The sequence below is a fragment of the Candidatus Acidulodesulfobacterium acidiphilum genome (assembly GCA_008534395.1).
In the GTDB taxonomy this organism is placed as follows: Bacteria; SZUA-79; SZUA-79; order Acidulodesulfobacterales; family Acidulodesulfobacteraceae; genus Acidulodesulfobacterium_A; species Acidulodesulfobacterium_A acidiphilum.
This window is the reverse complement of the sequence record SHMQ01000016.1, coordinates 19,568-31,596: the sequence shown is the minus strand read 5'-3', so window position 1 is coordinate 31,596 and position 12,029 is coordinate 19,568. Positions and strand designations below refer to the sequence as shown.

Here is a 12,029-nt window from a genome sequence, read left to right as displayed (position 1 = left end):
GATACTAACCAAGTTTAATGCTGTAGGTTATAGGGCAAGCTTTGTTTACTAAATAAGCAATGCTGCAGGAACTGGTAAGAGCTTCTTCTACGGCTTTTTTAACGTCTTCTTCGGTTATTCCTTTGCCTTTTACTGTAAAGCTTAACATTATTTTCGTGAATACCTTCGGTTTTTCTTCCCTTCTTTCACTGTCGGTATCGACAATTACGTCTTCTACATGTTTGCCCATTTTATGAAGCGCTTCGTATGCATGTATTCCCATGCAGCCTGCAATAGAATATAAGAATAACTCTGGAGGTCTTATTCCCCTTCCCTTGCCGCCGACGTATCCTGCCGCATCTATATTAATTTCGCCGGATTCGCTCTTGCCGACAAAATGAAAATCTTCTTTTTGTTTAACGGTTAATTTCATATAGCCTCCGGAATTGATTTAAAATCTTATTTTAAATTATCGTTTTAAATTATATTTATTCTGTATTTTTAAATCTCTTTTATTATATGTTGACCAAACTCTACGGTGCTTAGTTCAACGGCTTTTTTGTCCAATTTTTCAAAACCTGTGTAAATATCCCTCGTGCCGTTGCCCTGATAAATAGTTCTTTTCACGGCATCGTAAACAAGCTTTGCAGCTTCGTTAAAACCTATATATTCAAGCATCATAGCTCCTGAAAGAGTAATAGAAAGCGGGTTCGCTATCCCCTTGCCTGCGATATCCATGCCTACGCCGTGCGTGCTTTCAAAAAGAGCGTAGCCATCGCCGATATTACCGCTAGGCACGAAACCCGGTCCGCCGACTAACGCCGAAGCAAGGTCGGAAATATAATCGCCGTTTAAATTTTGCGTAATAATAACGTCGTATGCATTCGGATTTAAAACCAACTGCATAAGCATCTGGTCGGTAATAACTTTGGATAATTTTATTTTTCCGGTCGCACCTGCTTCCGTTGAAATTTTATCTTTAAATTCGTCTTCTTTTGCTACTTCGAACGCCCAGTTTAAAAATGCGCCTTCGGTAGCTTTCATTATATTACCCTTACCTGCAACGGCTATAGATTTTTTACCGTTATCTATAGCATATCTGAAAGCCTTTTTTACGTGCCTTTTAGTCTTAAATTCGCTCATGGGCTTTATAGTGATTCCTGCATCTTCAGGTATTGCGTCTTCTTTGACCCCCATTTCTTTAATAAAGAAATTGCGCACCTTTTTTGCGCCTTCGCAACCTGCCATATATTCTATAGCCATATATACGTCGTCGGAATTTTCCCTGAAAATAGTAACGTCCACTCTTTCAGGGTCGGGAATAGGCGTAGGCTGACCGAGATAATAAACAGGCCTGATAGCAGAATAAAAATCCATAGACTGCCTTAATATCGAATTTAAAGATTTTCCGGGTTTGCCTACCGGAGTTCCGAGCGGACCTTTTATGGAAACCACGCTGCGTTTAAGTATTTCTAAAGTCTCCGCGGGCATTCTTTCCAAACCGTTAGATTCTGCTTTGTCTCCTGCGACTGCTTCTACCCAGTATATTTTTTTTGAATCTCCGTAAGCTTTTTTCATTGCGGCATTTACTACGTTAAGCATTACGGGAGTAATCTCCGGACCTATGCCGTCTCCGCTTATAAAAGGTATTATAGGATTATTAGGCACTTCTAAGCTATGGTCGCTTTTTAATGTTATAAATTTGCCGTCTTTAGGTATGTTTATTTTACCGTCCCATAAAAAAACGTTTTCGTTTTTCATTATATATTCCTTTTAAAATTATCGTTATTTTAATTAATTATTAAATTAAACGGATTAAAAAATATGATGGCATTGATTATAATAAAACATTTTTTTAAAATCAAGCAAAAAAAATAAAAACATTAATTTATTTTTTCAAAAATATCTCCGCCGAACGAATAGTTATAAACATCTCCGGTTTCTATATCGTAATGCCATCCGTATATATTTATATCTTTATTTTCTTTAATATAAGGATAAGAATTAAGGTGTTTAAGCTGTTCTTTTATATTTTCCCTTTCGGTAAGCGCCGCTATCTGTTTTTCCGTAAATTTTTCGCCGTTTTCGCCCGCTTTCCTGATGTGTTCGGATACTATTTTTTTTGCGCTGCCTGCAAGCTCAAGCCATTTTTTTGTATGCGGAATATGTTTTAAATCCTGGTCAGACATATATAGAGCCCTGCATCCTCCGCAGTTTGAATGTCCGCATACTACTATATTACTGACTTTTAAAACATTTATTGCATATTCTATAGCCGAAGTCGTCGCAAGATATTCGGCTACGTTTCTATATGGAGGCACTAAATTTGCTATATTTCTGACGACGAAAAGTTCGCCGGGGAGAGACTTAGTTATTAAGGTGGGAACAACTCTGGAATCGGAACATCCGATAAAAAGCGTGTGCGGACTCTGTCCATCCGCTATTTTCTTAAATAGTTCGCTGTATTTTTTATACTCGTTATTATTGAAATCGATAACTCCGTCAAATAAACTTGCCATAACTGCGACCTATTATTTATTATTGATTTTAAAACGAATTATTATAAAAAATTAGTTCTTATTATAATAAAACATTTTTTTAAAATCAAGCAAAAATAAAAACTTTAATCATGCAATAGAACAAAAAACCTCTATAATATGTTCTAACGATTGGAAAAACGTTTAAGAAAAAAGCGTAAGATTTTATTTTACGTTTACGAAAAGTAGCAATTAACATCAGATTGTTGCGTAAAATTAATCTGACACCTTTTTCCTCACCTCTTTTTAGTTTATATATTTTTATTGCCGGTTAAAATCGTTTAAAAAATATTTAAACAGTTTAGAACCGGAGTCAAAAAATAAACCGCTGTTTTGCGCTAACGTTTCGGAATAATTAACGGATGAGTATTTATCTGCCGCCTGTTTTTCCGTTTTAGTAGAAAAACCGCAGAACGGCACCGGTTCCGGAGTATGCTTTTTTAATTTAACCTGATTGTAATGGTCCGGCAAAATCATTACCGTATAATCGCCGAATTTCTTAAGTCCTTCAAGCACTCCTCCGGCGATAAATTTGTCGAAATCTTCTATAGCTTTAAGTTTTAAATCTATTTTTCCTTCATGTGAAGCTTCGTCGGTCGCTTCTACGTGAATATAAACAAAATCTCCGCCATTTAAAGATTTCATCCCGTATTCTACTTTACCTGCATAATTGGTATCCAAATATCCGGTAGCGCCTGGAACGTCTATAACTTTAAGTCCGGCATATTTTCCTATACCTTTTACCAAATCTACGGCGGAAATAACCGAACCTTCAAGTCCGTAAGCTTCTTTCATGGTCGGCATGGAAGGTTTATATCCCTGTCCCCAGAGCCAAATTGAATTTGCCGGCAATTTACCTGCGGCGATTCTTTTTTTGTTTACTTCGTGATTTTCTAATATTTTTTCTGCTTTTTTCATTATTTCGACTATTTCGGAACTTGAAGCCGTGCCGTGAGGAATATATTCGTCTATCTGCAAATCGGGAATGTCATGCGGCGCAACCGTTTGAAGACCGTTTATGTCTATATTTTTGACTACGAGAAGATGCCTGTAGCTGACGCCGGGGTAAAAACGGAACCTGTCGCCGCCGAGTTCTTTCCGAAAAGTTTCAATAATCTGCTTTGCCTCTTCAGTGGTAATATGTCCGCCGGAATAGTCGTGCATATATTTTTTGCCGTTTTTCTCAAGTATATTTACTAGATTAAGCCTGAACGCAACGTCGTCTTTGCCGAGTTCGACGCCCATGCTTGCGGCTTCGAGAGGCGACCTTCCGGTATAATAATTTAAAGGATCATATCCGAGTATCGACATAGAACCTATATCACTGCCGGGAAGACATCCGTCCGGAATAGTTTTCATTAAACCGGTAACTCCTCTTGCCGCCACGGAATCCATATTCGGCGTTTTAGCGTACTCAAGGGGCGTCTTGCCGCCGAGTTCGGATAACGGGGTATCGGCCATGCCGTCGGGGCATAAAATAACGTATTTATGTTTATTCATCTAATTAAATAAATCCTCCTTTTTCAATTTGTGGTCGCCGTATGCTTTGGCGGTGCCTAAAAAGATAAAAAGTCAATTAAATTATATTGTTTCGATTCCGGAAAAGGTGTCATGTGTCAGATTCCGGAAAAGGTGTCAGATTAATTTTTTTTTGCAAATAACTTTTTATGTTAATTGACTGTTTAGTATGCAAAAAAAATAAAATCTGACACCTTTTCCCCCTGACACTTTTTCACACCGGCAATTTCCATTTTGTGACTATCCATTTTGTGACGGGGACAGAATTGAATTCTGTCCCTTTATCCATTTATCTATTTTGTGACAGGGCCAGAATTGAATTCCGGCACTGTATCTATTTTATGCCCATAGCTTTTAGTACCGAGTTTTTATCGCAAGGAACGACGACGGGTTCTTTGGAAACCTTTATGGCGTTGCCGGGGTCTTTAAGCCCGTGGCCGGTAAGAGTCAAAACGCAGACCGAACCTTTTTCAAAAAATCCGCGTCCGTTAAGTTTGATTAATCCGGCAAGGGTAATCGCCGAAGCAGGCTCGCAAAAAACTCCTTCGCTTGCCGCCAGCAAAGCATAAGCCTTTAATATATCTTCATCGCTTACCGATTCTATTAATCCGCCCGACTCTTCTTTTGCTTCTACAGCTTTCTGCCAGCTTGCGGGATTGCCTATTCTTATCGCAGTCGCAACGGTGTGCGGTTCCTTTACTATATGGTTTAAAACTATGGGAGCGGCGCCTTCTGCCTGAAAACCGAGCATTTTTGGAAGTTTTTTTATTTTGCCTGCGGCGAGATATTCTTTGTATCCTTTCCAGTATGCAGTTATATTTCCGGCGTTTCCTACGGGCAGAATATGGTAATCCGGCGCGGTACCGAGTTCGTCCGCTATTTCAAAACTTGCGGTCTTCTGCCCTTCTAGTCTGAACGGATTAACGGAATTAACCAAAGTAACGTCGTAATCTTTTGCTATCTCGCGCGTAATTACCAAAGCGTCGTCAAAATTTCCCTGAATTTGCATGACTAACGCTCCGTGGACTAAAGCCTGAGACAGCTTACCCGTAGCTATTTTGCCTTCGGGTATTAAAACGAAAGATTTTATTCCCGCCCTAGCCGCATAAGCCGAAGCGGAGGCGGAAGTATTTCCGGTGGAAGCGCATATTACGGCTTTGGAGCCGTCAGACACGGCTTTTGATACAGCCATAGTCATCCCTCTGTCTTTAAAAGAGCCTGTCGGATTCAAACCCTCGTATTTAAAATATATTTCTATATCGGGATTTATTATCCCGCATAGATTGCGGGCTTTTATAAGCGGAGTATTTCCTTCGTTTATAGTAATTATATATTTTTCGTCAATTTCGGGTAAAAATTCGCGATATCTTTTTATTACTCCTTCGTATCCTTTAAATACCAAACTTCCCTCCGTCAGTCTTTTTATGAGTTATTTTTTGATTGATTTGTTTTATTTGTTTGAATTACTCGATTTTGTCTTCTATCCTTAAAACCATAGTCTTAGCCGTAATAACGTCTAATTTGTCGCATTTTTCTACGCTCTTAAACAATTCGGCTTCGTTTGCCTCATGAGTGGTGATTACTATAGGAACGGAGCCTTCGACTTTTCTGCCTTTTTGAATCATCGAGCTGATGCTTATAGAATTTTCTCCGAGAATACCGGATATTTTAGACAGCACTCCCGGTCTGTCCATAGCCGAAAACCTTAAATAATACCTTGAAATTATATCTTTTTTTGTTTTTATATTAAGTCTGTTTTTAACTTTAGACATAATAAAATCATGCCTGCTTTCGCCGTTTATTATTCCGGAAATAGTTTCTACCAGATCTCCCATGACGGCGCTGGCGGTAGGATTTCCTCCGGCTCCGTAACCGGTAAGGCTTAACGGTCCGGCAAATTTAGTATTGACTAGAAATGCGTTAAAAACGCCGTCAACCTTCGATATAATGCTCGAAGACGGAATTAAAGTAGGATGAACCCTTATTTCTATTTTGGAGTCTTCGTTTTTGAGAATGCCCAAAAGTTTTATAACGTAGCCGAGTTCTTTTGCGAAACTGATGTCTAACTGCGTTATATTTTCAATGCCTTCTATTATAATATCGTCCATAGACAGGCTCGTCGAAAACGCCAGCCTGCCTAAAATAGCAAGTTTATGGGCACTGTCCGTGCCGTTTATGTCTAAAGACGGGTCGGCTTCGGCATATCCTTTTTCCTGCGCTTTTTTAAGAACGTCTTCAAACTTTCCGCCTTCTTTAGTCATTTTCGATAGTATGAAATTCGACGTTCCGTTTATTATAGAATAGACCGATTTAATTTCGTCGCCCGCAAGTCCGTTTTTGATAGAACGCAATATAGGAATACCGCCGCCGACGGCAGCTTCAAATCCTATATGCACTTTTTTTGCGGCTGATTTTTTAAATATCTCTTCTCCGTGTTCCGCAAGAAGAGCTTTATTTGCAGTAATTATATTTTTTCCGCTTGAAATAGCCTGAAGAATAAAACTTTTTGCCGGTTCTATTCCGCCTATAAGCTCTATTACGATGTCTATTTCTTTGTCTTCTATTATATCGGCGGCGCTTTTAACGAGGAGTTTTTTAATATTTTCCGGTACAGGATGGCTGCCGCCGCGGGTAAATATTTTTTTTATATTAACCGGAACCGAAAATACGCCGTCGATTTCATTTTTCTGCTCGGAAAAAATGTGGTAAAAACTTGAAGCGACGGTACCGAAACCAAAAAGTCCAATGTTGACAGATTTTTTCATATTTTATAGTTTTAACATAATTTATATAATTTAATGAATATTTACAATAAAAAAAGTATTGTTTTAAACGGCTTTGCGTATAAACTCTTCGTTATTTATGAAATGTTTTACTCCTTTAGACGCCTGTCTTATCCTCATCTCGTTTTCCACTAAAGCAAAGCGGACGTATTCGTCGCCGTATTCTCCGAATCCTATTCCCGGAGAAACCGCAACCTTTGCATTATCTAATAATAATTTTGAAAATTCGAGCGATTTAATTCCCGCATCGAGAAACCGGCTCGGTATTTTACCCCATACAAACATGGTAGCTTTGGGTTTTTCTATGTGCCAGCCGGCAAACCTGAAACTTTCTATAAGTACGTCCCTTCTTTTTTTATAGTGCAAAACCATATCGCTTACGGCGTTATGTTCCATTTCTTCGTTGAGGGCTATTATGGAAGCTATCTGTATAGGCTGAAACATTCCGTAATCCAAATAGCTTTTTATTCTGGAAAGCGCATTTATAAGGGTTGGATTGCCCAGCGCAAAACCTACCCTGAACCCCGCCATACTGTAGCTTTTCGACATAGAAAAAAATTCTATTCCTACGTCTTTTGCGCCCTTTGCCTGTAAAAAACTGGGAGCTTTGTATCCGTCGAAAGTCAAATCGGCGTATGCATTGTCATGTATTATATATATGTTGTTTTCTTTGGCAAAATCGACTAATTTTTCAAAAAAATCAAGTTCTACGGTGACGGTAGTAGGATTATGAGGAAAACTTAAAACGATAACCTTCGGTTTAGGCCAAGTCTGTTTAAGCGCCGTCATAAGATGTTCAAAAAAATCTTCGCCCGGAATTAAAGGTATGCTCCTGACGTCTCCTCCCGCAATAATAACGCTGTATGCATGGATAGGATAAGTAGGGTTCGGCACGAAGGCTACGTCGCCTTTATTTATAATCGCCAGCATAAGGTGGCTCAATCCTTCTTTTATACCCATAGTAACGATAGCCTCGGAGTCCGGATCGAGTTCGACGCCGTAATTTCTCTTATACATATTTACTATGGCAAGCCTAAGTTTATAAATTCCTCTGGATACCGAATATCTGTGATTTTTAGGATGCCTCGATGCTTCTATCAGCTTTTCTATTATATAATCCGGAGTAGGAGAATCTGGATTGCCCATTCCGAGGTCTATAATATCGTCGCCCCTTTTTCTGGCTTCCATTTTTATTTTATTTACCTCGGCAAAAACATAGGGCGGAAGCCTTTTAATAGTCTCAAAATCTTCTGTCATGATAAATTTCTCCGAAATTATATAAATAATATAATAGTTTTATATTATATTATTTTGCTCAGATAAAATAAATAATAAAATGAGGTGCGTTTTTAATACGAGTGCTTAAAAAACTTTTCGGCGCCGAAAGAGCTTCTTACAAGCGGAGCGGCAAACACCTGTTTTACGCCTTTTTTGTTTGCATAATTTTTATATTCTATAAATTTATTTAAAGGAATGTATCTTTGTACGGGAATATTTTCAAGTGATGGTCTTAAATACTGTCCTATCGTAATAAATTCTACGCCGTTATCTATCATATCGTCGATAGTCTGAAAAACTTCGCCGTCGTCTTCTCCAAGCCCGACCATAATACCGGATTTCGTAACGATATCCGGCTTTTCTTGTTTTACTGTTTTAAGCAGGTTCAAAGACCTCTTATATGAGCTTGAAGGCCTGATATCTGCATAAAGCCTTTCTACCGTTTCCATGTTGTGTCCGAAAATATCTACACCGCTTTCGGCAACGTCTAACGCGGACTTAATGTTTCCGTTAAAATCGGACGTTAAAACTTCTACGACTTTACAGTCGCTAGTTTTTCTTATTTCTTTTATGGTTTTAATCAAAATATCGGCGCCTCCGTCATATAAATCGTCTCTTGTAACCATTGTTATTACGGCATGTTTTAATTCAAGGGTTTTTACGGCATATGCTACTTTTTGAGGTTCGAGAGTATCGACGGCGGCGGTTGCCGATGAAAGCGCATGCGAGGCAGGTTCTGTGTATCGTGTTTCTATATCCATATGCTCTATATTGCAGAAGGGGCATTTTCTTGTGCATTTGTTGCCGAGAAGCAGAAAAGTTGCTGTTTTATTTGAAAAGCAGAGATGCAGGTTCGGGCATCTGGACGAAGAACAGACGGTATTAAGCTCTTTTTCCTTAATAATTTTAGACGTCTCGAAAATATCTTTTCTGGACTTGATTTTTAGAATCTCTTTTTTTAAATAATCGGGGAGTCTTTCGTTCATTTTATATCCGCATTATCTATTTAATCTAATGCGCTTATTATTATATTATTTTATCGTTTTTTTATTTATTCTGCCATATATATTATCATATTAATATACAGCTTATCCGTTATATAATAATACATAAAACGTCTATAAATTTCAATCGTATTTTGAATGTTTTATTTTACTAATTTTAAAGGTTTTTAAATTTTCGATAAATTTATATAATAATATATCAAGAATGAATAAATTTGACGATAAATATTTTATGAATTTTGCTTTAAAGGAAGCCGAAAAAGCGCTGGACGGCGACGAGGTTCCGGTTGGAGCGGTTATAATAAGCGGCGGCGGCGAGGTTATTTCTTCCGCTTTTAACACGGTCGAAAGCAATATTTCCTGTATTATGCACGCCGAAATAAATGCTATTTTAGCGGCGCAAAAAAAACTTCGCAACTGGCGTTTAGACGAATGTTCGCTTTACGTTACTCTTGAGCCGTGCATAATGTGCTGCGGCGCTATTCTTTTATCGAGAATCGGCAAAGTAGTTTACGGAGCGTCAGACCCGAAAGGCGGCGTTTCAAGTTCTATTTTGGGCGGAAAAATCGAAATTATAGGCGGCATAATGAATGAAGAATCGTCAAGGCTGTTAAAGTCGTTTTTTAAATCGAAACGCGAAAATATAAGGTATAATAAATCTGTAAGCTGATGGGTTTAGCGTAAAATTAATCCGACAAAAAAGTGGTCAGATTAAATTAATCTGACCACTTTTTTGTTTTTTTGCTTTTATTGTTTATTACTATTTATATTAATGCGCCCAGAGCAATAAAACTATGGGTATTATTAAAATCGTGAAAATGTTGACGACCTTAATCATCGGGTTAATTGCAGGACCGGCGGTATCTTTGTAAGGATCGCCGACTGTGTCGCCTGTAACTGCGGCTTTGTGTGCTTCGCTGCCTTTGCGGTACGTCTGCCCGTTATATTCAAATCCTTTTTCTATAAGTTTTTTTGCGTTATCCCATGCCGCTCCGCCGCTCGTCATAGATATAGCGACAAAAAGACCTGATATAATAGTTCCCAATAATATACCGCCAAGAACTTGAGGTCCCATCGTAAGACCGAATACTATCGGACCCGCAATCGGAATAAATGCAGGAAGTATCATTTCCCTTAAGGAAGATTTCGTAACTATATCGACGCATTTGCCGTATTCAGGCTTTCCGGTTCCTTCCATAATGCCGGGAATTTCTTTAAACTGTCTCCTGACTTCGACTACTATGTCGCCGGCAGCTTTACCGACCGACTTCATTGCAAGTGAAGCAAAAATATAAGGAAGCATCGCGCCAAGGAAAAGTCCTATCAGCACCATAGGCTGATGTATCGAAAACGATATTTTTTCTAGTCCAGCTTTTACGTAACCATTTTGTATCAAATTAGAATATTCCCCGAAAAGAACGATAGCCGCAAGAGCCGCCGAGCCTATTGCATATCCTTTCGTTACTGCTTTTGTCGTATTGCCGACTGCGTCAAGAGCGTCGGTGGTTTCCCTGACGTCTTCCGGAAGTTCGCTCATTTCGGCTATGCCGCCTGCGTTATCCGTTATAGGCCCAAACGAATCTACGGCGATAACCATACCGGACATTGAAAGCATACTGGAAGCGGCAACTGCTACGCCGTAAAAGCCTGCGAAGTGATAAGAAATCAAAATTCCAAATACTATCGCTATAACGGGAAGCGCCGTCGCCATTTGTCCGACTGCGAGACCCGCTATAATATTAGTTCCGTGACCGGTAGTAGATGCTTCCGCTATGGATTTAACAGGAGAAAATTCAGTCGACGTAAAATAATCGGTTATTACTATAATTAGTCCTGTTAAAACAAGACCTACTAAAGCTGCATAATAATAATCCATTGCAGAATAGTTTCCAACATGCTTCATAAAAGCCATTGTAAAGAAATAGTAAGCAACTGCGGAAACTATTCCCGTAACAAACAGTCCTTTATAAAGACCCTGCATAATTTTTTCTTTAGTAGGAGCGCTTACGAAAAATACGCCGATTATCGAGGTAAAAACTGCGATGCCGCCCAAAAGAAGCGGGTAAAGTATACCGTGCATTAAACCGCTGCCGCCTCCGTTTAATCCTGCTTTAAATGTCGAATATGCAAGCAGTATAGACGCAATAATTGTAACCGCAAAAGTTTCAAATACGTCTGCCGCCATACCCGCACAGTCGCCTACGTTATCTCCGACCTGGTCTGCAATAACCGCGGGGTTTCTTGGGTCGTCTTCCGGAATTCCGGCTTCTACTTTTCCGACGAGGTCTGCACCCACGTCTGCCGCTTTAGTATATATGCCGCCGCCAAGCCTTGCAAATACGGAAATAAGACTGCAACCGAAAGCGAAACCTATCAATGAATTTATTACACCTTCAAGCCCGCTCGTATGTTTTCCGATTAACATAAAAACCGATATACCTAGTACGCCGAGACCTAAAACCATTAAACCGGTAACAGAACCGCCTTTAAATGCAAACTTCAATGCAGGTTTTACGCCTTTATGGGCAATCTGGGCAGTTCTTATGTTCGCTCGCACAGCATTAAACATGCCTAAGTAACCTGCCAATGCCGATAAAAAAGCGCCCAAAGCGAATCCGCATGCCGTAAGAAGTCCGAACTGAGGCACCCATAATCCGCCGATAAGTATCAATACGAAAATGATGATACCGACTATAGCTACCGTCCTGTACTGTCTGTTAAGAAAAGCCGTGGCGCCTTCCTGAATAGCCTTGGCTATCTGTTTCATTCTGTCCGAACCTTCGTCCTGCTTCATAGCCCATACCGTTACCGCTATGCTGTAGATAACGGCGATAAGACCCGCAATAATTCCGAAAATCATTGCTTTGTCAAATAGACTCATAACCTAAAACCCCCTAAATTAAATTTTTAATTATTATTAAAATTTCTTT

General features: G+C 39.2%; 10 protein-coding genes. 1 reads left to right on the top strand and 9 read right to left on the bottom strand.

Annotated features, from left to right (window positions below; genetic code table 11):
• Positions 1 to 4: 4 nt before the first annotated feature.
• The 8 genes from EVJ48_06615 to EVJ48_06580 all read right to left on the bottom strand — a co-directional run bounded on the left by EVJ48_06615 (position 5) and on the right by EVJ48_06580 (position 9,081).
• Positions 5 to 412, bottom strand: coding sequence for an OsmC family peroxiredoxin (locus EVJ48_06615; protein RZV38635.1), 408 nt, complete (start codon positions 410 to 412; stop codon positions 5 to 7).
• 68 nt (positions 413 to 480) lie between these two features.
• Complete coding sequence (locus EVJ48_06610; GenBank protein ID RZV38634.1) at positions 481 to 1,740, bottom strand: NADP-dependent isocitrate dehydrogenase; 1,260 nt, start codon at positions 1,738 to 1,740, stop codon at positions 481 to 483.
• Between the two features lie 122 nt (positions 1,741 to 1,862).
• Entirely contained in the window at positions 1,863 to 2,498 is a 636-nt protein-coding gene (locus EVJ48_06605; GenBank protein ID RZV38633.1) for a carbonic anhydrase, read from the bottom strand.
• Between the two features lie 279 nt (positions 2,499 to 2,777).
• Positions 2,778 to 4,016 (bottom strand): cofactor-independent phosphoglycerate mutase, encoded by a 1,239-nt coding sequence (locus EVJ48_06600; protein RZV38632.1) that lies wholly within the window; start codon positions 4,014 to 4,016, stop codon positions 2,778 to 2,780.
• Between the two features lie 352 nt (positions 4,017 to 4,368).
• Entirely contained in the window at positions 4,369 to 5,436 is a 1,068-nt protein-coding gene (locus tag EVJ48_06595; protein ID RZV38631.1) for a threonine synthase, read from the bottom strand.
• 61 nt (positions 5,437 to 5,497) lie between these two features.
• Positions 5,498 to 6,799, bottom strand: a complete 1,302-nt coding sequence (locus EVJ48_06590; GenBank protein RZV38630.1) for a homoserine dehydrogenase — start codon at positions 6,797 to 6,799, stop codon at positions 5,498 to 5,500.
• Positions 6,800 to 6,862: 63 nt separating this feature from the next.
• Positions 6,863 to 8,074 (bottom strand): aminotransferase class I/II-fold pyridoxal phosphate-dependent enzyme, encoded by a 1,212-nt coding sequence (locus tag EVJ48_06585; protein ID RZV38629.1) that lies wholly within the window; start codon positions 8,072 to 8,074, stop codon positions 6,863 to 6,865.
• 92 nt (positions 8,075 to 8,166) lie between these two features.
• Entirely contained in the window at positions 8,167 to 9,081 is a 915-nt protein-coding gene (locus EVJ48_06580; GenBank protein RZV38628.1) for a lipoyl synthase, read from the bottom strand.
• A 223-nt stretch (positions 9,082 to 9,304) separates the two neighbouring features.
• Here EVJ48_06580 and EVJ48_06575 point away from each other — a divergent pair, with 223 nt between their 5' ends.
• Positions 9,305 to 9,769 carry a nucleoside deaminase gene (locus EVJ48_06575; protein RZV38627.1) on the top strand — a complete coding sequence of 155 codons (465 nt, stop codon included), beginning with the start codon at positions 9,305 to 9,307 and terminating at the stop codon, positions 9,767 to 9,769.
• Positions 9,770 to 9,868: 99 nt separating this feature from the next.
• On the opposite strand, the gene EVJ48_06570 is transcribed toward EVJ48_06575, so the two are convergent.
• Positions 9,869 to 11,980: a sodium-translocating pyrophosphatase gene (locus EVJ48_06570; GenBank protein RZV38626.1), complete on the bottom strand. Its 2,112-nt coding sequence runs from the start codon at positions 11,978 to 11,980 to the stop codon at positions 9,869 to 9,871.
• Between the last annotated feature and the right edge of the window lie 49 nt (positions 11,981 to 12,029).

Bases quoted from the DNA above. Each gene is read 5' to 3' on its own strand.
- EVJ48_06615 (RZV38635.1), bottom strand. From the start codon at position 412: ATGAAATTAACCGTTAAACAAAAAGAAGATTTTCATTTTGTCGGCAAG.
- EVJ48_06610 (RZV38634.1), bottom strand. From the start codon at position 1,740: ATGAAAAACGAAAACGTTTTTTTATGGGACGGTAAAATAAACATACCT.
- EVJ48_06605 (RZV38633.1), bottom strand. From the start codon at position 2,498: ATGGCAAGTTTATTTGACGGAGTTATCGATTTCAATAATAACGAGTAT.
- EVJ48_06600 (RZV38632.1), bottom strand. From the start codon at position 4,016: ATGAATAAACATAAATACGTTATTTTATGCCCCGACGGCATGGCCGAT.
- EVJ48_06590 (RZV38630.1), bottom strand. From the start codon at position 6,799: ATGAAAAAATCTGTCAACATTGGACTTTTTGGTTTCGGTACCGTCGCT.
- EVJ48_06585 (RZV38629.1), bottom strand. From the start codon at position 8,074: ATGACAGAAGATTTTGAGACTATTAAAAGGCTTCCGCCCTATGTTTTT.
- EVJ48_06580 (RZV38628.1), bottom strand. From the start codon at position 9,081: ATGAACGAAAGACTCCCCGATTATTTAAAAAAAGAGATTCTAAAAATC.
- EVJ48_06575 (RZV38627.1), top strand. From the start codon at position 9,305: ATGAATAAATTTGACGATAAATATTTTATGAATTTTGCTTTAAAGGAA.
- EVJ48_06570 (RZV38626.1), bottom strand. From the start codon at position 11,980: ATGAGTCTATTTGACAAAGCAATGATTTTCGGAATTATTGCGGGTCTT.